Genomic DNA, 19,628 nt, shown 5'->3' on the forward strand with positions numbered 1-19,628 from the left:
AAACCCTGTCTTGCGCCGATGCTTCGCATCGATGCCCTGTGCTGCTCGCCCGTCCGGGGCGCAGCCGGAACTCGCCGCGCTCCTGCGCGACTCAGACACCCGGCTGCTTCCGGGGCGCAGCCGGAACTCGCCGCACTCCTGCGCGACTCAGACACCCGGCTGCTCTTCATCCCCGGCCGGCCTCCGCTGCTCGGCACTACGCCCAAGGGATTGAATAGAGACGCTCGAACGAGCGATGTCGACGCGGCTGGAGCCGTATTGGGCCCCGTGTGGAGCGAGCGAGACGCGCAGTGCCGACGGGTGTCCGGCGCACTGCGCCGGTGCGGCCAGCCTGTCTGAGCGTCGCCCAAGCGACGCGAGTTCTGGTCGCATCCCTTCGGCATGAGCATCGCAGTGGTTCGGCGCGCTTCGCGCCGACGCGTAACCCGGGTGTCTTTTCTCTTGGTTACTTCTCTTTGGACAAGCAAAGAGAAGTAGCTCGCGCTGCAGCGCGAAACAAGAGGTTCGATGAACTCGTGAGCGCCGGAAGACGGGTGGCTTAAATCCTGCGTCTTGAATCGACCACGCGGACGAAATTCAACTTGGGGTTTCGCACCGCTGTGCGAGTAACTTTCGTATGCTTGTCCGGGTAAGTCACCAAAGCAAAGGACACCCGATCTTGCGCCGATGCTTCGCATCGGTGCCCTGTGCTGCTCGCCCGGCCGGGGCGCAGCCGGAACTCGCCGCACTCCTGCGCGACTCAGACACCCGGCTGTGCTTCATCCCCGGCCGGCCTCCGCTGCTCGGCGCTACGCCCAAGGGATTGAGTACAGCCGTGTAGGTCGGATTAGCGTAGCGTAATCCGACACGAATTCGACTCGATTCAAGCCGGAGCCCGAACAGCGACCCAGGTCGGATCAGGTGTCTTGCACCGTGAACCGACCTTCTGCGTCATGGTCGAGCGACTGTATTCAGGGCCCCGTGTGAAGCGGCGATAAGCACAGCGCTCAAGGGCGTCCGTGGCACCGCCTCGGTGCGGCCACCCTGTTTGAGCATCGCCAAAGCGACGCGATCCTTCATCTATTTCCAGGCCTGGATCCCTTCGGCACGAGCATCGCCGTATCGCCCGAAAGGCGGAGCAGGGTCATTGCGCTGCGAAGCGGCGGGATGCGACCCTCGGCGGGCGAGCTGTACGAGTCGCTCGAACTCGCAAGTACGCGAACACGATCGGGTCGAACCGCTTGACGTAACTTCGATTGGATCTTTCGCGTCGCCGTCAGCGTGTCTAGAAAGCCAGAATGACGCCCATGCCCACTGCGATATCATCGCGCAGGTCGCCGTCTTCGGTCTGGATACGACGCCCGTCGTTGAACCCGAGCCCGCCCTGGAAACCGAGGTTGGAACTTACCCAGCCCTGTTTCATGAAACCTCGCAGCCCGTATTCCGGGTTGAACAGGCTGTATGACGTCACTTTGGGCGCAGCCGGGGCAGGCCGTGAGCGCAGGTCGAGCCGAGACGACGGCAGCGACTCGGCGAGCTCATCGTCTACGTTTTCATCGCGTGGCTTGTTGGCCGACGCCAGTTCGTCTTCGACGATCGTATCGGCTTCGAGTTCGGGAACACGCAGGTTCAACGGCTCCTGAACAATGAGTGCGGGCTCGGCGCTGGCCGGCTTCGACCGCCGGGTGTCGTTCTTCGCGAGTCGGTCGCCAGAAGTGGCCGCCGAGCCGGTGTCGTCCTCGGCCACGGTGCTGAGCGCCTCATCCATCCGCAGATCCAGACCGATGGGCTGCCGGTAGCGCGCCTTGTTCGGTACGGCGATTACGTGTTCGGTGAGGGTCGGCGCCGGACGGCTGGCGGGCTTTGCCGAGGTGGCGAGGGGCTTGGACGCCAGGGGTGGGGCGGCGGGCCATAGGAATACGGCGCCGGCAGCCAGCAGCGCCGCGGCTGCCCCTGGGGCAGCGAACTTGCCTATCCCTCGTGCCACGATACCCATCCTGCTTCATCAACGAAGCGGCCATTCGGCCAGAAACCACGCGAACGCCTGCGGCTAAACCGCTGTTCACGGACATCATCGCGTCAACCGAGCAGGTTGGCAATATGTCCAGGGCAAAGATTGTATCGACAATTATCGACCGGCCGCTGAACACGTGCCTGTGGCCTGCCGGCGTGGCGCGAATCGGGCCCGCTGGCGCGTGACGGATCGAAGGACTCGGTCAGTCCGCTGCGGCGTCCGGGGAGATCGCCGAGACCGACTCGCAGCTTGCCGGAGCCTTGCCGGCGGCCGCGTCGGTCTGGCAACGCCAACTGATGCCGCCCTCGGGAGAGGCGGCGGGTCGCAGTATCGCGACCTTGCCGGCCAGCGCGCTGTCATCGGCGAAATGCGCCGTAATGACGCCGTCCTGGACATTCACGCGCGAGACGTAGGTGCCTTTCATCTGATCGGCGTCCGGAATCGAGCCCACGCCATTATCCAACCCGTCCAGCGTCTGACGGCTCTGGTACGCATCGCCGACGGCCGTCTTGAGCCCAGCGGCCAGACTCATCGCTTCCGAGAACTGGGCCTTGGCAACGTAGTTGTAGTACGTGGGTAGGGCAATGGCGGCCAGAATGCCGATGATCGCCAGGACGATCATCAGCTCGATCAGCGTGAAGCCACGCGTACGGTGCAGCCGTGCCATTAGGCAGTCATTGGAAAGCTCGTTATTCAACGCCGGGCTCCGCACCGTGCCAACGGTAATCAGATCAAGGGGAAGGCTGTTATCCCCGTGGTGTTCAGTTCGAGACGTGCAGCCTGTGCGACTCAGGGGGCTGCCGGTCGTGACCGTATCTTACGTCCGGAGGCGCCTCGATGGGCGATCGTCGATCAGATTGCGTCGAGTCTCGTTCCAGCCCGGAAAATTGACGCGCTCCCCACGCCCGAATCAAAGTCGTAGGTGGTATTAGCCGCAGGCGTAATCCGACGAGAATGCGCTTGGGTCTCGCGGGCTTATATCAAGAATCGGCGTTGGGAATGTCCCGCATCGTGTCGCCTACGTTCTGTCGGCTTACGGCCTTTGGCCTAAGCCGACCTAAGTGCTAGGCGAATGTCGTTAACGCCGGTAGAGGCTGAGTTGTACGCACGCCCGCATTAATACCGCAGGTTGGAATGCCGCAGCCGTAATCCGACGGAAATGCGCCGTGGTCTAAGTAGTGCTGAATGAAACGGAGCGAGTGTTGGTCGCCATTCTATCTCTTACGACCCGTCCGCTTACGTCACTGGCCGCAGTTGATCATTGCCACTCGACTCGCGGGCATAACTCGTTGTAAAGCTTGGTCTCGTCTATTAATTGTCGTCACACGCCGATTTAATAAAGAAAACAGGAAGGGCGATTTACGCCCTTCCTGTTTTACCTTGCGTATGACTCTACAAAGCGAGCATATACTCGACTCGGGAATGCGAGTTTGCAGTTATGTTCCTGTACCGCTACCGGTGCAACTCGAAGGCAGATACTGAGGGTCTGCGGTGCTCTCGCAGGTCCAGCTGGCGCTCCCGCCTGAACCGCCTGAACTATTGTCCGACATCTTCAAAGTAAGCGTTTTAGAGGCAATTGAGGCGGAAGCCTGATTGCCTAAAGTGGCTTCGATAGTGCACGCAGGCGCTGTGCCCCCAACCACGACCCCGGTCACATAGTTGCCGGTATATTGCCCCTTAGGACCGATCTGTCCGTCCGCTGCACTAGAGTTATCAGGACAAGCGCCGGTTTCGGAATACGCGGTAACCACGTCGGTTTTTAACCCGTCAGCTAGCGTAAGAGCCTCGGTCATCTGAGAACGAGCGACGTAATTCTGATACTGCGGAATAGCGATAGCCGCCAGAATACCGATGATCGCTACGACGATCATCAGCTCGATGAGCGTGAAGCCTTGTTGTTTCTGCATGGGTTCCCCCGGTAGTACGATGAAAATGAACGCCGAAACTCGTGACGCGGTGTTCATTATGCAGCGTTCGTGCCAGCGGGAAAACCCGTGCATTCATGGCGATTTAAGATGTCATGTGACGCTCAGGGGCAGGTCAATCGGCGTCGGAAAGTGACGCTTTGCGTCACCTAGCGGCCGCGGTAGGTGATCCGGCCTTTGGACAGGTCGTAGGGGGTGATCTGTACCGTGACGCTGTCGCCGCGCAGGATACGGATATAGTGCTTGCGCATCTTGCCGGAGATATGGGCCGTCACGATGTGGCCGTTGTCCAGCTTTACGCGGAAGGTGGTGTTGGGCAGCGTCTCGACGACGGTGCCTTCCATTTCGATATGGTCTTCTTTTGCCATTGACTCCTGAACTCGTTTTTCTAGCGGTTTAACCGGTGGATTATCGGTGATCTATCGATGGGGTTCAATCGCCCTCGTTTCCAGGGGCCGCCGTGGCTTCCAGATGCGCGGCCGAGCAGGGTACGTCGATCTCGAAATGCCAGCGCCCGGCAGGCGCCGGTCGGCGGCATTCTTCGCCGACGTGCCGGAGGAATTTGCTGCGGGGCAGGTCGACCGCGCCCATGCGATACAGATGGCCGGATCCGACCTGGCCGTCCAGCAGCGGAAAGCCCCAGGCATGCAGCTGTCGCGTCAGCCAGACCAGCGCGATCTTGCTGGCGTCGGTGGCATGGCTGAACATCGATTCACCAAAGAACATGCGACCGAGCGCGACCCCGTACAGCCCGCCTATGAGTGAACCGTCGCGCCAGACTTCGACCGAATGGGCATCGCCCAATGCGTGCAGCTTGGCGTAAGCCGCGCGCATCTGCGGGCCCAGCCAGGTACCGGGGTTGCCGGCGCGCCGACCGGCACAGGCGCCGATTACGCCGTTGAAGTCTTCATCCAGGGTGACGGCATAGTCGGCCTTGGCCAGCGTACGTTTGAGCCGGCGCGAGACATGCACGCGGTCGGTATAGAACACGGTACGCGGATGCGGACACCACCAGAGGATGGATTCGTCCGGGTTGTACCAGGGGAAGATACCCTGGGCATAGGCCCGGCGCAGGCGCTGGGGCGACAAATCGCCGCCCATGGCGAGCAGGCCGTTGGGCTGGTCCAGCGCCAGGGCCGGATCCGGAAAAGCGCCGTCCGGCGTGTTCGGATCGAGCCAGTACACCCGGAGCGCGCTCATGGCCGGGGCGCGGGCTGGGCATCGAAATTGCAGCGTTCGCGCTGCTCGGCCTGGAACGAGGCCATCATGTCTGCTTCACGCGCGCAGAAGTCGTCGACGGCACCGGCCAGCCGCGGCTCGGCGATCACGTGGTTGGACCAGGTGGCCACCGGCTCGAAGCCGCGGCGGATCTTGTGCTCGCCTTGGGCGCCGGCGTCGAAACAGGCCAGTCCGTGTTCGATACAGTAATCGATGCCTGCGTAGTAACAGGTCTCGAAATGCAGGCTGTGATAATCGGCGGCGCATCCCCAGTGGCGGCCGTAAAGCGTATCCCGGCTGACCATCATGAACGCCATGCCGACCGGCGTGCCCTGATGGCGGGCGATGAAGAACAGCACCTGATCGGGCAGGCGGTCGCACAGTTCGGCAAAGAACGCGCGGGTCAGATAAGGCGACTGGCCCCGCACCGCATAGGTCCGTCCGTAGAAGCCGTAGAGCGTCTGCCACAGGTCGGCGCCGATATCGGCCGGCCGCCGCACTTCGACTTTCACGCCGGCGTCCTGCATCCGTTTGCGTTCGCGGCGGATTTCCTTGCGTCGCTTGGATGACAGCTGGCCCAGGAACGCCTCGAAGTCGGCGTAGTCGCGGTTGTACCAGCGATATTGACATCCGCGACGTGCGATCGCGCCGACGCCGCTCATGGCTTGGGTGGACAGATCGTCGCCGAACAACGTGTGCAGCGAGGACACGCCGAGCGCAGCCGGCAGCCCGGCCAGCTGTTCGGCGAGCAATGCCCGTGCCGTATCATCCGCGGCCAGCAGGCGCGGCCCGGCCACCGGCGTGAAGGGCACGGCGTTGACGAGCTTCGGGTAATAGTTCAGCCCGACCTGACGATAGGCGTTGGCCCAGGCGAAATCGAATACGAACTCCCCATAGGAGTGGTTCTTTGCATACAGCGGCGCGGCAGCCACCAGCCTGCCGTCGCCGTCTTCGACGAGCAGATGCGCGGGTTGCCAGCCGTGGTCGGCGCTCACACTGGCGCTGGCCTCAAGCGCGGCGAGAAACCCATGCTGTATGAACGGCTGATCGGTGCCGGTCAATGCATTCCAGCGCTCAGCGGGGACATCGAGGATGGTATCGACTTGGCGAACTCGGGCCATGGGGCAATCACAACCTAGGGCGTGGATGAATGCAACCGTGCTCCGGGCGCGGTACGGCTGCGCCGTTGGACTCCGGCGATAGATGAGGCCGGTCCTCACCGCGCGGTCGTGACACATTGCGCGCGCAATGCCGGCTCGCGAGTGTAGCGTGCTGGATACACATAAACGACGCGCAGGCCAGGCCGGATGCATGCGGGTCGCGGCGGAGGCCACCCAGGCAGGATCCGATCGAAGGGCGCCGACCTCGTGGCCGGCGCCTGGTATCACGGCCGCTCGAAACCGCATACGCGCCGCACGCACCGGCGCTGGAGGCCGGTCAAGCGGGCGACGTCGTGTTCAGTTCAGTGCGTAGCCAGGCTGTACGGTATCGCGCAACGCATATTGCACACAGGCATCGTGCTCGAAGGCATCGAGCCGGTCCTGTTCGTTATCGGCCGAGCCGGCCTCGCGCACGCGGCCCTGCGCGTCGAAGGACACGATCGCGCCCAGCGTGCGGACGTGTATCTCGCCTTCCTCGTTGACCGTGTCCTCGAACGCGACCTGCACATAGCGCAGACGCTTGTCGGCATATTCGGGCAAATCGCGTTCGCCCTCGGCCACTGCGGCGGCCTCGGCCTCGCTGAATTCGTGAATGGAGCCTTCCTGAGTCAGCAGAAAATGACGGACGGACATGACGATCTCCGTGGCGTGCTGATGATGCAAATTATATTGTGCACAAATTGCGCCAATTCAAGCGCGTGGCCGGCACAGCTGAAGCGCTGCCTGCACTGTAGGCCGGCCGCTCGGGTACAATCGCCGCAGTGATGCCGTGAGCGCGGCGCTTCGTCCCGTGCTCGACGGGCGCTGGGCGAGGCCGAACCAGCCTGTGCCGTGCTGGCCGATTGCGCCGAGTTGCTCTGCCACGGCGTCGTGGCCGCGCTGCCACGGCTCGAGGCGCGAAACGGCACACCGGATCATCGATATCTGCGGACACTCGACGCAACCACCGTCAATCGAGACGTGACCATGGCGAAAGCGATCGCGAAACAGGGCAAGGCAGCCAAGGCCGGACCCAAGTCCAGCCGCGGCGGCACGGCCGGCGGCGCGAGCGAGGCACCCCCGAGCCGGTATCGGCAGCGCCTGGGCCGACTCATGCGCGAGGCGGTGCTGTTCGCCGCAGCGGCCGTCACCCTGTTTCTGCTGGCCGCCCTGGTGTCCTACAGCCCCATGGATCCGGGCTGGTCGTCATTGGGCGACGGCACCGCGATCGACAATCTGTTCGGTCGCCCGGGCGCATGGTTTGCGGACGTACTGCTCAGCCTGTTCGGCTATCTGGGCTTCATATTTCCCTGGATGGTGCTCTACGGCGGCTGGCTCGTGTTCGCCAACAGCGACCGACCGGCCAACGACGTGTTCTCCAAGAGCATACGAGCGGGTGCGCTGCTGTTCTGGCTGGTCTCGGGCTGCGGGCTGGCCTGGCTGGCGCTGGGCACCAACGGCGATGCCATGCCGCAGGGCAGCGGGGGCATTGTCGGCACCGTGACCGCCGGCGGGCTGGCGCGGGTGATCAACGTCATCGGCGCGGCGTGGCTGCTGATCACTGTATTCGTGATCACGCTATCGGTCGGTCTCGGGTTCTCCTGGCTGGCGGTGACCGAGCGTACCGGCCACTTCGTGCTCAACGGCCTTCGTGGCGGTCTGCGCGGCGCCATGGATCGTCTGCGGGCCTGGCAGGCGACTCGTGCGGAACGCCGCGAAGCCCAGGTCAAGCAGCCCAAGATCAGCCGCGCCGAACGCAAGGCAGCGAAGAAGCCGCGCGTGGCGCCGACATTGGGCAACGGCTCCGCCGGCGCCAAGGGCGAGGTTCCGGCGCCGGCTGCGGCGCCGGAACCGGCCGCCGGTGCCGGCGGCCTGACGGTCAAGAAAAAGAAGAAGACCATCAAGGCCGAGCAGCTGGATCTGCCCATGGACGAGCAGATCGATGTACCGACCTACGACCCGGCCAAGGACAGCCCGATCCCGCCCACCATGTTGCTGGATCCGGCCCGTGCGCCCAAGCATGACCAGGACGAGGCCGTGCTGCGTTCGATGTCCGAGCAGCTCGAACAGCATCTGGCGGATTTCAACGTGCAGGCCAAGATCGTTGCCGTCGAGCCGGGGCCGGTGGTCACCCGTTTCGAGGTCGACCCGGCACCGGGGGTGAAGGTCAACCAGATCTCCAATCTGGCCAAGGATCTGGCCCGCGCCATGTCCACGACCAGCGTACGCGTGGTCGAGGTGATTCCCGGCAAGTCGGTGATCGGGTTGGAGATACCCAACGTCGACCGCGAAATCGTCGCCCTGCGCGAGATCGTCGAATCGCCGCTGTACGCCAAGGCGAGTTCACCGTTGACCATGGCGCTCGGCAAGGACATCGGCGGCAATGCGGTCACGGCCGATCTCGGCAAGATGCCCCACCTGCTGGTTGCCGGCACCACCGGGTCGGGCAAGTCGGTGGCGATCAACGCCATGATCCTGTCGATCCTGCACAAGGCCGAGGCCTCGGAAGTGCGCCTGATCATGATCGACCCGAAGATGCTCGAACTGTCGGTCTATGAAGGGATTCCGCATCTGCTGGCACCGGTGGTGACCGACATGAAGGATGCAGCCAACGCGCTGCGCTGGTCGGTCGGCGAAATGGAGCGCCGCTACAAGCTGATGTCGGCGCTGGGCGTACGCAACATGGCCGGCTACAACGCCAAGGTTCGCAAGGCCATCGAAGCGGGCACGCCGATCGAGGACCCGATTCTCAAGAACGCCCAGTCCAACGACGACGCCGAAGCCGGGGAGGAGGTGCCGACTCTGGAACCGTTGCCCTCGATCGTGATCATCGTCGACGAACTCGCCGATATGATGATGACGGTGGGCAAGAAGGTCGAAGAACTCATTGCCCGGCTGGCCCAAAAAGCCCGTGCGGCAGGGCTGCACATGATTCTCGCCACCCAGCGCCCATCGGTCGATGTCATCACCGGGCTGATCAAGGCCAATATCCCGACGCGTATCGCTTTCCAGGTCGCCTCCAAGATCGATTCGCGCACCATTCTGGACCAGCAGGGCGCCGAGAGCCTGCTCGGACATGGCGATATGCTCTATCTGCCGCCTGGCACCGGCTTTTCGACCCGTGTGCACGGCGCTTTCGTGGACGACCACGAAGTGCACAAGGTCGTCGAGTATCTCAAGCAGGTTGGCGAACCCGACTATATCGAGGAGATTCTCGAAGGCGGCGATATGGAAGGCGGGGGCGGCGCCGACGACGAAGACGATATCGAGGCCGATCCGCTCTACGATCAGGCGGTGGCGATCGTGCTCAAGACCCGCAAGGCCTCGATCTCGTATGTGCAGCGTCGGCTGCGGGTCGGCTACAACCGATCGGCGCGTCTGATCGAACAGATGGAGAACGCCGGCATCGTGGGCCCGGCCGAAGGCAGCGGCGGCCGGGAAGTGCTCGCCCCGGCGCCGCCCGAGGATTGACCGGTCACGGTATCGCCGGAACTTACCGGCACGCCGGGGTTCGTACCCCAGACTCGATTAAGTCCGAGTTCATGGCCGGCAGCTAGGCTGGCCGCTACGCCTTTTCTGACTATCGCTCGTACAAGGATCGACCATGCGTCTACGTCGTCTGTTTTTCGCCGCCATGCTGAGTGTCGCGGCTGCCAGCGCACAGGCCGACGGCGTGTCGGACCTGGAGAGTTTCTACAAGAACGTGAACAGCCTGTCGGCTCAGTTTTCGCAGGTCCAGACCGACGACACCGGGCAGACACTGCAACGCGCCAGTGGCGTGTTCCTCCTGTCGCGGCCGGACCGTTTTCGCTGGGAGTACCAGCAGCCCTACGAACAGATCATCGTCAGCGACGGCCAGGTGTTCAAGTTCTACGACGTGGATCTCGCCCAGGTAACCGTGCGGGATATCGACACCACGCTACAGGCCACGCCCGCACTGCTGCTGACCGGTGGAGCCGCGCTCGAGGATGCCTTCAATATCGCTGCTGCCGGCCAGCGCGATGGCATGAGCTGGGTACGGCTGACCCCGCGTGCCGACGACACCGATTTCGCCGAGGTGCGGCTGGGCCTGAAAAATCAGGTGCCCAGCGTGATGGAACTCGACGATAACCTGGGCCAGACGACGCGTATCCGCTTCTCGCAGGTCGAACTGAACCCGAGTCTTGCGAAGTCGCGCTTCGAGCTCGACGTGCCCGACGATGTCGAGGTGGTCGACGGCCGCCAGCTTCAAGGCCAGCGATGAGGCACGCCCGTCCCGCGGGGTTCGCGATGCAGCGGCTATGGGTCGGTCTGGGCCTGGTGGCTTGCGGTGTCTTGCTGTATCTGTGTCTGATGCCGCATCCGCCGAGCGTAGGCATACACAACGCCGACAAGCTCGAGCATTTCCTTGCATTCGGGATACTCGGTACCTGGTTCGCAGGCGTGCTGGCGCCGCGCTATCTGGCGGTATTCATCGGGTTGGTCGGCTTCGGGGCGGCGATCGAGGTCATCCAGGGGTTGGTCGGCCGCGACGCGGACCTGTTCGATCTGGCTGCGGACACGCTCGGCGTACTCGCCGGTATCGGGGCCGCGCGCCTCGGCGCACTGGACTGGCTGCGGTATATTGATGCCCGTGTCGCAGCAAACCGAAATAGCGCTGGATAATCCGGCGGCCGAAGCCGGCCGGCCACTGGCGGACCGCATGCGTCCGACCGAGCTGGCCGATTATGTGGGCCAGTCGCATATCCTGGGCGCCGACAAGCCGCTTGCCCGGGCACTCGCCGGTGGCCGGATTCACTCGATGATCCTGTGGGGCCCGCCCGGCACCGGCAAGACGACGTTGGCGCGCCTGCTGGCCGCGCAGGTCGACATGCGTTTCGTGCAGATCTCGGCGGTGATGGCCGGCGTCAAGGATATCCGGGCGGCGGTGGCCGAGGCGCGAGAGGCGCGCAGCGGCCGGGGCCAGGGCACGCTGCTGTTCGTCGACGAAGTCCATCGGTTCAACAAGGCGCAGCAGGACGGTCTGCTGCCCTTTGTCGAGGACGGTACGCTGGTGCTGGTGGGCGCGACGACCGAGAATCCGTCGTTCGAGGTGAATAACGCGCTGCTGTCGCGCACCCGGACCTATGTTCTGCGCGCGCTCGACGTCCAAGCCATTCGCCTGCTGATCGACCGCGCGCTGGCCGACCGGGAACGTGGGCTCGGCGGGCGGGGCCTGGACATGCCGGCAGCACTGCGCGACCAGCTGGCCGCACGCGCCGACGGCGATGCCCGGCGTGCGCTGAATCTGCTCGAATTGGCCGCCGACATCGCCGCCGGTCGCGACGCCAGCTCGGGCGAGATCGTGCAGGCCGATCTCGACGATGTGCTCAGTTCCGGCCTGCGTCGCTTCGACAAGGGCGGCGATTATTTCTACGATCAGATGTCGGCACTGCACAAGAGCGTACGGGGCACCGACCCGGATGCCGCGCTCTACTGGCTGGCGCGCATGCTCGAAGCCGGCTGCGACCCGCGCTATGTGGCGCGTCGGGTCACCCGGATGGCCAGCGAGGATATTGGCAATGCCGACCCGCGCGCATTGCAGCTGGCGCTCAACGCCTGGGACACCTACGAACGCATGGGCTCACCCGAGGGCGAGCTCGCGATCGCACAGGCGACGGTGTACATGGCCTGCGCGCCCAAGTCCAATGCGGTCTACGCCGGTTTCAACGCTGCCTGGAAGGATGCACGCGAACAGGGCTCGCTGGAAGTGCCGATGCATATCCGCAACGCGCCGACGACGTTGATGAAAGACCTTGGCTACGGCCAAGGCTATCGCTATGCGCACAACGAGGCCGACGGCTATGCTGCCGGCGACAGTTATCTGCCCGAGGCGCTGCTGGGTACGCGCTACTACGAGCCGGTGGCGCGTGGCCTGGAGATCAAGATCGGCGAAAAACTGGCCCGTCTTCGAGCCCGCGATGAAGCCGCTGATACGAGCCGTGTGACCCGCAGTCATCCGAATGCCCCGACCGCCGACGAGTAGGCGTCGGGCTGACGCCTGAGCCGGCGACCGGCCGCGGACCGGCGGCGTGCCGCCTAGCCGCCATCGACGGCGATGACCCGCTCGGCGACCTCGTGCATGTCGGCGCCTACGATATCCGGTGTATCGGCGGCATCGTGTGCGATCCGCCCTTCGCGGGCGACATAGGCACCCGCGAGCCCGGCCCGAAGCGCACCCGTCACGTCCCAGTCGTGGCAGGCGATCAGACGCAACGCATCCGGCGTGCAGCCCAAGGCTTGGGTGGCGACGCCGTACGCGTCTGGATGAGGTTTGTAGCGCCGAGCAGCGTCCACCGACAATACCCGCTCGAAATAGCGGCCCAGGCCGGCATGCTCGAATTGCGCATCGACTGTGCGCTGGGCGGAGTTGGTCAGCGCAATGAGCGAAAACCCGTGTGCGGCGAGCTGTTCGAGCGCGGGTTCGACGTCGGCATGCGGGGCCAGCGTGGCAATGGTGTCGAACACGCGCTGACGCTGTTCGCTGGACAGCGCACAACCTGCATTGGCTGCGAGATGGTCGAGACTGGCCGCGGCCAGATCGGTGAAGTCGCGGTATTCGCCGGTTAGCGTGGTGATCGTCGACCAGTGCAACAGGCTCTGGAACCATTGTCGCCGCAAGGCAGCGTCGCCGAACAGATCGGCGAAGACCGGGTCCAACGGTGCCAGATCGAGCAGCGTTTCGTTGACATCGAAGACCAGGCGACGAGTAGGCATGACAGCAACCGACGTAGAGTGGAACAGCTCCGAAAGGCTAAGCGGTCGTGAACCTGTAGGCAATCGTCCGACAGGCGACCGGCGCACGTTAGCCCGTTCGGCATCGGACACAACGAAAAACGGCCCGCAGGGCGGGCCGTCGAAGCGGTCGGCAGCGGGCCGACCGGGGCGTGCAAGCGCCCGCTAGAAGGCGTACTTGGCCGACAACTGAACGCGATTCATGTTGCCGTCCAGCCCGTTTTCCACCTCACGCTTGGCGTAGGCATATTCGCCGCCGAGCGTCAGCGGGGTGAGCGGGTTCCAGAGCAGGTTCACGTGCACACTGGTCGCGCTCTTGGTGGCCAGACCGCCGCGTTCGGCATCATTGTCGACCTGCAGTGTGCCGACCAGCAGGTTGGAGCGCCATTTCTCGCTCCAGAAATGCCGGAGATAGCTGTAGCCGGCATAGTAGGAGATCGTTTCCACCGACCCGTCGTCGCTGACATAGCCGGCCGGCGTGATCCCCAGGCCGACATATCGGCCCAGCCCGTCCCCGTAGATGCCGGAAAAGCCGATCTCGTCGCCGTTATCCCCGAGGTTGACGCTCCCGGACAGCCGCACGCCGTAGCCGAGTTTGCTGTCGTCTTCGTAGTCGATACCGCCGGGGCCGGTCACACCGTCGTTGCTGACCTGTTTGAGCACACCGCCGACGCTAAGATGACCGAAGCCCGTCGGCAGGCTGTAGTCGCCGGTCAGCTCGGGGTATTTTTCTTCCGGGGTGAGTGCGGTGGCACGCTGGCCGCCGGCCATGACGTCGAACTGCGTTTCCGGGTTTTCCAGTGCCAGCGACCAGTTGTCATGCGTATAACGGATCTGCGGCTGCCGCGAATAGCCGACCGATTCGGCCGATGTGAAGAAGTCGAGTGTTTCGGGAAAGACCTGCAGGTCCATGAAATTCGACCAGGTCTGACCCAGCAGCCAGGTGTCGTCGATCTCGATGAAGGCGTGTCGAAGACGCAGGCCACTGGCATTGCTGGTCAGCTCGCTGCCCTTGCTGCCGTAGAAATCGGCTTCGACAAAGCCCTTGACCTTGTGATCGCCCAGGGTGGTGATGCTGGTGAGATTGAAGCGTGATTGACGGGCGTTGAAGTCGGTCGACTGCGAATCGGGACCGTTCAGATTGCCCACCGGCACCCGCGAGGGCAGATAGAACTCGCGATCGGTATCCGAGGTCTGGCCGCCGCTGTACATGCTGTAGACCGCGTCCATCTTCACGTAGCCGCCGATCTTGAGCGTGGTGTTGTCGCCGATGCGGAAGCTGCCTTTGGGGGTGGTCGGCGCAGGCTCGCTCCGTGCCTGGACATTGCCCTGGTCGGTCTTGGATTGATCGCCGACCAGCTCCTGGGCCGAGTCGCCGATGAAATCGGCACGCTGTTGGCGCACCTCGATACGTGATGAGGGTGCAGCCGCTGTCTGGCGGCTCTGACGCAGTTCGGCCTGGGTCTGGCGCAGCATCTGTTCGAGCCGATCGATACGTTGTTCGAGTTCTTCATTGGTGGCGGCATGCGCCATGTTGACGCCGGCCACGAGCGCGGTGACGCCCAGCGCCACGGCCGGCGCCGTCTTATTGAATCGTTTCATGGATCTCCCCTGGAAGTGACAGCACGGGCAATGCCCGTAATCGGTTCGGCTGCACCAATCCCCGCAGCCGAAAGCGCTATATCGAAATAGCGTTTCGAAAATAGGCCGTACACCGTCTACTGTCCAGAGTTTGCCGCCTAATGCTTTAGTCGAGTCGAATGGCTGGATAGCGTCATATATCCCCATCGTAACCGCCGTCATATGCGGGCAAGTGCCGGATATGTAATGACTAAACGCGGGCCTCGTGCCGACGCCCGACTGTCCCATAGATCATGAATATCCGCGCAATCAGCGACCGAACACGCTGTTAAGCGGATTAAATCGCGCGAATTGTCCGCATTGCGCGAGTATCGGTTGCTGCGGCGGCGGGTGGCCATGGTCGACGGACGAAAGGCCGTGCGCCATACACCTTAGGTCTTAAGCGCAAGGTCGTATATCATGAGCCGTGGCCAGCACGGCCGCCGGTATCGCGCCCGCGTTCCGGCGGTCTGTTCATAACGACGAAAACACTGAGCCGCGGCCGGCCGCACGTCACGCCGATGGGGTAGTGTGGCTTCACGTACAAGAGGACGTCATGAGCAGCAAACAACCCGCCGCCGGTATGAAAGTACTGATTGCCGACGATCACCCGCTGTTCCGAACCGCCCTCAGCGATGCGGTTCACCGATCTCTGGCTGATGCCCGTCTGGTCACCGTCGGCTCGTTCGACGAACTCAGTGCCACGCTCAAGACCGACGCCGACGCAGATCTGCTGTTGCTGGACCTGAACATGCCCGGCGCCCGCGGCTATTCCGCGCTTGTCCATGCGCGCAGCGTGGTGCCGTCGCTACCGGTGATCGTGGTATCCGCCTACGAGGACGGCGGTGTGATCCGGGCTTCCCTGGACCACGGCGCATCGGGTTTTATCCCGAAATCGGCCTCGCCTGAAACCATGGCCCGCGCGATCGCCGCCGTGCTCGACGGCCAAACCTGGGCGCCCGATAGCGGCACCGATACGCGCAGCGTCGACAGCGAGTTCACCGACAAGCTCGCGCTGCTGACGCCGCAACAGCAGCGGGTGTTGGTCATGCTCACCGATGGGCTTCTGAACAAGCAGATCGCGATCGATCTCGATATCTCCGAGGCGACCGTCAAGGCCCATATCACCGCGATCCTGCGCAAGCTCGGCGTACATACCCGCACCCAGGCCGTTATCGCCGCACGTAGTCTGGAGATCGATTGGGCGAGCTACGGCCGCGGTGCCCCCAACGCGCCGACCGACTGACCCCGCTTCAGGCGACGCCACTCAGCGCCCTTGCGCTGGCAACCCCACACAGACAATGGCTGATCAGCTCGGCCCGATGTCCGCCGCCGTGTCGAGCGTGGTCTGAGCCAGCGCGGCGCGCAGCTTGGCGGGCGATAACGGTTTATAGAGCACGGTGACGCCCTGGGCACGTGCGGTCGCCGCGATATCGGGATCCCGGTTGGCGGTCACCAACAGGCAGGGCAGCGGGCGAATCGCGCACAGCTGGCGGGCCAGCGCCAGGCCATCAGGCGAGTCGGCGCCCAGATCGTGATCCAGGATCGCCACATCGATCGCCGTATCGGCCAGGATGTCAGCTGCATCTTCGGGCGGTGCGGTCATGCAGTCGATATGCCAGCGTTCGAGCAGCCCGGCGAGTGCGTCCAGCGATGCGCTGTCGTCGTCCACACACAGAACCTGATGGACCCCCAGCGACTGAGGGCGGCTTGCCGATTCGTCCGTGTCGATCACGGTGTGGGTATCGCCATCGGCGGGGGCGGCTCGGGCGACCGTCAGCGAAAACAGCGTGCCGCGGCCGGGCACCGAGTCGACGGTGATCCGATGGCCGAGCAGACGGGCCATACGGTCGGCCAACGACAGCCCGAGGCCGAGACCACGTTCGCCCGAGGCGGCACTGGCCGAGCCGCGCTGGAATTCATCGAAGATCGAGGCCAACTGGTCCCGCGCGATGCCCGGACCGGTATCCCAGACCTGAATACGCAGTTCCTGGTCTCCGCGCCGTACGCCGACGAGCACCCGGCCTCGCTGGGTATAGCGGACCGCGTTGGACAGAAAGTTCTGCAATATCCGGCGTAGCAGCGCCGGGTCGCTACGAACCCAGCAGCGACTCGGCACATGATGCAGGCACAGCCCGGCATTGCGTGCCAGCGCGTCGAATTCCGCACTCAGCGGATCGAGCACGCGCGACAAGGGAAACACCGCTTCGTTGATTTCCCATGCACCGGCATCGAACTTCGAGATATCCAGCAGGGGTTCCAGCAAGGCCTGGGCGGCTTCGAGCGATGCCTGGATATGGGTCAATGCCTTGGCCTGGGCCGGGCCGTCGTTGTCGCGGGCCGAGGCCGCAAACAGCCGGGCGGCGTTGAGCGGCTGAAGGAGATCGTGGCTGGCAGCCGCCAGAAACCGGGTCTTGGAAAGATTCGCGCGTTCGGCTTCGCGACGCGCATCGTGGGCGGCACGCTGGGCCGCGGCGCGTTGGTCGTTCTCCCGGCGCAGGCCCTCGTTGGCTCGACTGAGCGCGGCCGTGCGCTCGCCGACCCGGGCCTCGAGTTGTTCGTTGGCCCGGGTCAGGGCGGCCTCGGTGCGTTTGAAGGCGGTGATGTCGTTGAACGTGGTCACGAAACCGCCGCCGGGCAGCGGGCTGCCGGTCATCTGCAGCACGGTGCCGTTGTGACGATGGCGCTCGAAGCGATGCGGGCGGCCTTCGCGCATGTGCTCCAGGCGTTTGCGCACGTGCTCCTCGACCGGGCCGGGCCCGCATTCGCCGCGCATGGCGTTGAAGCGGATCAGGTCGGCCACCGGCCGGCCGTTGCGTACCAGGCCCGGCGGATACTCGAACAGCGCCAGGTAGCGTGTATTCCATGCAACCAGGCGCAGGTCCTGGTCGATCACCGAAATGCCGTGATCGATATTCTCGAGTGCCGCCTGCAATACGTTGCGGTTGAACTGGACCGCGTCGGCGGTCCGATCCAGCAGGCGGACCATGTCGTCGACGCGCAGATCGCGTTGGCGCAGCCCGGAGGCCAGCATCAGGCGTGCCGAGGCGCTGCCCACGACGCCGGCCAGGCGACGTTCGGCGAACTGAAGCAGATGCGCATCGACCAGCTGGTTGGCCATGAGTTCGCGGCTGTGGTGACCGGCATAGTCGTCCAGCGCGGCCCGGGCGGCCTGAGCGCCCAGAAAGCGTTGCAGCAGAACTTCCAGCTCGCCGACGCGGATCGCCGGCTGCCGGGTTTCCACGCGCTGGCGTTGCGGGCGCTGAAGGCCCAGATCGACGAACGCGACCGCCTGCGCCCGCTCGATCAGGCTGCTCGTGGTGTTCAACGACACCGCGGCCATCACGGCCGTATCCAGCGCCAGGATCCAGAACACGCCATGGGTAAGCGTGTCGCCGAAATCGTAGCCGAACAGTGCCTGGGGCTTGAGCCAGCCGATATTGAACGGCCCGGTGGCGATCCACGCGGTATCCAGCCAGCCGACGCTGGCCAGATTCGGCAGCACCAGCGTATAGGCCCAGACCGCGATCCCGACCGCCAGTCCGGCCATCACGCCCTGACGGCCGATGCGCCGGATATACAGACCGCCGATCAGCGGCGGCAGGAACAGTGCGACCCCCGAAAACGACAGCAGCCCGATCGAGGCCAGCGCTTCGCCGGTGCCGAACAGCCGATAGCAGCACCAGGCCAGTACGAGGATGAGCACGATCAGCGTCCGGCGTATGCGCAGCAACGAGTCGGCCATGTTGCGCCCGCCGATGAAGCTCAGCCGCGGTACCCGTAGAGCGACCGGCACCACGATCTCGTTGCATAGCATGGTAGCCAGCGTGACCGTGGCCATGATGACCATGCTCGTGGCTGCGGAGACGCCGCCGATATAAGCGATCAGCGCGATACCGGTGGCGTCGTCGACCAGCGGCAATGCGAGCACGAAGCGGTCCGGGTTGATCGTGCCCTCGGCGAAGATCACCAGACCGGCGCCGGCCAGGGGCACCACGAACAGCGACATCAGCAGCAGATACAGCGGGAACAGCCAGCGCGCCGTGACCAGATCCCGGGTGTCGGTGTTCTCCACCACGCCGACGTGGAACTGGCGTGGCAGACACAGGGTGGCCGAAACCGCCAGCACGGTCGTGGTGATGAAGCGTGCATCGATCAGCGGGCCATCGAACAGCGTGTTGAACTTGGCCACGCGACCGGCCTGGTTGAACAGATCGTCGAGCCCGCTGAACATGCCGTAGACCACGAACAAGCCAACACACAGAAAGGCTGCAAGCTTGACGACGGACTCGAAAGCGATCGCCAGGATCAGGCCCTGGTGAGATTCGCGCGGGTTCACGTGGCGAGTACCGAACGCGATGGTGAACACCGCCATCATGATCGCCACATACAACGCCGTGTCTTCCCAGGGCGCATCCGGCGTGCGCGTGGCAGCCAGCGAATGGGCGCCTTGGGTAAGGGTATAGAACGACATCGTCAGCGCCTTGAGCTGCAGCGCGATATAAGGCAACACCACCAACAGGGCGATGCCAGAAACCAGGGCAGCCAGTCCCTGGGACTTGCCGTAGCGGGCGGCGATGAAGTCGGCGATGGAGGTTGTGTTCTGCTGCTTGGCGATCAGCAGCATCTTGCGCAGCACAGGAGAGAACACCAGCAGCGCGATCATCGGGCCGACATAGATCGGCAGATAGGTCCAGCCCTGGGTGGCGGCCGTGCCGACGTTGCCGAAGAATGTCCAGGAGGTGCAGTACACGGCCAGCGACAGCGCGTAGACGATCGGCCGCGGGCCGGGCCGCTTGTGCTGACGCCCCCGGCGATCGCCGATATAGGCGATTGCGAACAGCACGCCGATATAGATGATCGAGCTGGTGACGAGTATCCAGGGGCTGACGATGGCGGAGTCTCCCTCGTGCGGTCGATGAACGGCGCGCCGGCCCGGTACGGGCTGCAGGCGCGGCGTGCGGCCCATATAATGCCGCG

15 protein-coding genes are annotated in these 19,628 nt (G+C 64.2%); 5 read left to right on the plus strand and 10 right to left on the minus strand.

Going from position 1 to position 19,628, the window contains the following annotated elements:
• Positions 1–1,264 precede the first annotated feature (1,264 nt).
• The 7 genes from T31B1_RS06970 to T31B1_RS07000 all read right to left on the minus strand — a co-directional run bounded on the left by T31B1_RS06970 (position 1,265) and on the right by T31B1_RS07000 (position 6,929).
• Entirely contained in the window at positions 1,265–1,966 is a 702-nt protein-coding gene (locus T31B1_RS06970; protein WP_353248775.1) for a hypothetical protein, read from the minus strand.
• Between the two features lie 229 nt (positions 1,967–2,195).
• A complete protein-coding gene (locus T31B1_RS06975; RefSeq protein ID WP_353248776.1) occupies positions 2,196–2,660 on the minus strand; it encodes a pilin in 465 nt (154 codons plus the stop codon).
• 769 nt (positions 2,661–3,429) lie between these two features.
• Entirely contained in the window at positions 3,430–3,900 is a 471-nt protein-coding gene (locus tag T31B1_RS06980; protein WP_353248777.1) for a pilin, read from the minus strand.
• A gap of 167 nt (positions 3,901–4,067) precedes the next feature.
• Positions 4,068–4,286 carry a translation initiation factor IF-1 gene (infA, locus tag T31B1_RS06985; protein WP_353248778.1) on the minus strand — a complete coding sequence of 73 codons (219 nt, stop codon included), beginning with the start codon at positions 4,284–4,286 and terminating at the stop codon, positions 4,068–4,070.
• 64 nt (positions 4,287–4,350) lie between these two features.
• Positions 4,351–5,118, minus strand: coding sequence for a leucyl/phenylalanyl-tRNA--protein transferase (gene aat, locus T31B1_RS06990; protein WP_353248779.1), 768 nt, complete (start codon positions 5,116–5,118; stop codon positions 4,351–4,353).
• Entirely contained in the window at positions 5,115–6,257 is a 1,143-nt protein-coding gene (locus T31B1_RS06995; RefSeq protein WP_353248780.1) for a GNAT family N-acetyltransferase, read from the minus strand. The genes aat and T31B1_RS06995 overlap by 4 nt, the downstream gene beginning before the upstream one ends.
• Before the next feature lie 336 nt (positions 6,258–6,593).
• Positions 6,594–6,929, minus strand: coding sequence for a hypothetical protein (locus T31B1_RS07000; RefSeq protein WP_353248781.1), 336 nt, complete (start codon positions 6,927–6,929; stop codon positions 6,594–6,596).
• A 333-nt stretch (positions 6,930–7,262) separates the two neighbouring features.
• Between T31B1_RS07000 and T31B1_RS07005 the strand changes: the two genes are divergently transcribed.
• The 4 genes from T31B1_RS07005 to T31B1_RS07020 all read left to right on the plus strand — a co-directional run bounded on the left by T31B1_RS07005 (position 7,263) and on the right by T31B1_RS07020 (position 12,279).
• Positions 7,263–9,746 carry a DNA translocase FtsK gene (locus T31B1_RS07005; RefSeq protein ID WP_353248782.1) on the plus strand — a complete coding sequence of 828 codons (2,484 nt, stop codon included), beginning with the start codon at positions 7,263–7,265 and terminating at the stop codon, positions 9,744–9,746.
• Between the two features lie 133 nt (positions 9,747–9,879).
• The gene (lolA, locus tag T31B1_RS07010) at positions 9,880–10,518 is read left to right on the plus strand and encodes an outer membrane lipoprotein periplasmic chaperone LolA (protein ID WP_353248783.1); all 639 of its coding nucleotides are present in this window, start codon (positions 9,880–9,882) and stop codon (positions 10,516–10,518) included.
• 26 nt (positions 10,519–10,544) lie between these two features.
• Positions 10,545–10,919, plus strand: a complete 375-nt coding sequence (locus T31B1_RS07015; RefSeq protein ID WP_353248784.1) for a VanZ family protein — start codon at positions 10,545–10,547, stop codon at positions 10,917–10,919.
• A 37-nt stretch (positions 10,920–10,956) separates the two neighbouring features.
• A complete protein-coding gene (locus tag T31B1_RS07020) occupies positions 10,957–12,279 on the plus strand; it encodes a replication-associated recombination protein A (RefSeq protein WP_353248785.1) in 1,323 nt (440 codons plus the stop codon).
• A 53-nt stretch (positions 12,280–12,332) separates the two neighbouring features.
• Here the strand turns inward: T31B1_RS07020 and T31B1_RS07025 are convergent, their stop codons facing one another.
• Both T31B1_RS07025 and T31B1_RS07030 read right to left on the minus strand, forming a co-directional pair.
• Complete coding sequence (locus T31B1_RS07025) at positions 12,333–13,010, minus strand: haloacid dehalogenase type II (protein WP_353248786.1); 678 nt, start codon at positions 13,008–13,010, stop codon at positions 12,333–12,335.
• A 183-nt stretch (positions 13,011–13,193) separates the two neighbouring features.
• Complete coding sequence (locus tag T31B1_RS07030) at positions 13,194–14,630, minus strand: DcaP family trimeric outer membrane transporter (protein WP_353248787.1); 1,437 nt, start codon at positions 14,628–14,630, stop codon at positions 13,194–13,196.
• A 574-nt stretch (positions 14,631–15,204) separates the two neighbouring features.
• Between T31B1_RS07030 and T31B1_RS07035 the strand changes: the two genes are divergently transcribed.
• Positions 15,205–15,894, plus strand: a complete 690-nt coding sequence (locus tag T31B1_RS07035) for a LuxR C-terminal-related transcriptional regulator (protein WP_353248788.1) — start codon at positions 15,205–15,207, stop codon at positions 15,892–15,894.
• A gap of 63 nt (positions 15,895–15,957) precedes the next feature.
• Here T31B1_RS07035 and T31B1_RS07040 read toward each other — a convergent pair whose 3' ends face one another.
• Positions 15,958–19,617, minus strand: a complete 3,660-nt coding sequence (locus T31B1_RS07040) for a PAS domain-containing hybrid sensor histidine kinase/response regulator (RefSeq protein ID WP_353248789.1) — start codon at positions 19,615–19,617, stop codon at positions 15,958–15,960.
• Between the last annotated feature and the right edge of the window lie 11 nt (positions 19,618–19,628).

The sequence above is a fragment of the Salinisphaera sp. T31B1 genome, from assembly GCF_040361275.1.
In the GTDB taxonomy this organism is placed as follows: domain Bacteria; phylum Pseudomonadota; class Gammaproteobacteria; order Nevskiales; family Salinisphaeraceae; genus Salinisphaera.

Excerpts from the sequence above, each read along its gene's own strand:
- T31B1_RS06975 (WP_353248776.1), bottom strand. The coding sequence starts at position 2,660 with ATGGCACGGCTGCACCGTACGCGTGGCTTCACGCTGATCGAGCTGATG.
- T31B1_RS06980 (WP_353248777.1), bottom strand. The coding sequence starts at position 3,900 with ATGCAGAAACAACAAGGCTTCACGCTCATCGAGCTGATGATCGTCGTA.
- infA (WP_353248778.1), bottom strand. The coding sequence starts at position 4,286 with ATGGCAAAAGAAGACCATATCGAAATGGAAGGCACCGTCGTCGAGACG.
- aat (WP_353248779.1), bottom strand. The coding sequence starts at position 5,118 with ATGAGCGCGCTCCGGGTGTACTGGCTCGATCCGAACACGCCGGACGGC.
- T31B1_RS06995 (WP_353248780.1), bottom strand. The coding sequence starts at position 6,257 with ATGGCCCGAGTTCGCCAAGTCGATACCATCCTCGATGTCCCCGCTGAG.
- T31B1_RS07000 (WP_353248781.1), bottom strand. The coding sequence starts at position 6,929 with ATGTCCGTCCGTCATTTTCTGCTGACTCAGGAAGGCTCCATTCACGAA.
- T31B1_RS07005 (WP_353248782.1), top strand. The coding sequence starts at position 7,263 with ATGGCGAAAGCGATCGCGAAACAGGGCAAGGCAGCCAAGGCCGGACCC.
- lolA (WP_353248783.1), top strand. The coding sequence starts at position 9,880 with ATGCGTCTACGTCGTCTGTTTTTCGCCGCCATGCTGAGTGTCGCGGCT.
- T31B1_RS07015 (WP_353248784.1), top strand. The coding sequence starts at position 10,545 with ATGCAGCGGCTATGGGTCGGTCTGGGCCTGGTGGCTTGCGGTGTCTTG.
- T31B1_RS07020 (WP_353248785.1), top strand. The coding sequence starts at position 10,957 with ATGCGTCCGACCGAGCTGGCCGATTATGTGGGCCAGTCGCATATCCTG.
- T31B1_RS07025 (WP_353248786.1), bottom strand. The coding sequence starts at position 13,010 with ATGCCTACTCGTCGCCTGGTCTTCGATGTCAACGAAACGCTGCTCGAT.
- T31B1_RS07030 (WP_353248787.1), bottom strand. The coding sequence starts at position 14,630 with ATGAAACGATTCAATAAGACGGCGCCGGCCGTGGCGCTGGGCGTCACC.
- T31B1_RS07035 (WP_353248788.1), top strand. The coding sequence starts at position 15,205 with ATGAGCAGCAAACAACCCGCCGCCGGTATGAAAGTACTGATTGCCGAC.
- T31B1_RS07040 (WP_353248789.1), bottom strand. The coding sequence starts at position 19,617 with ATGGGCCGCACGCCGCGCCTGCAGCCCGTACCGGGCCGGCGCGCCGTT.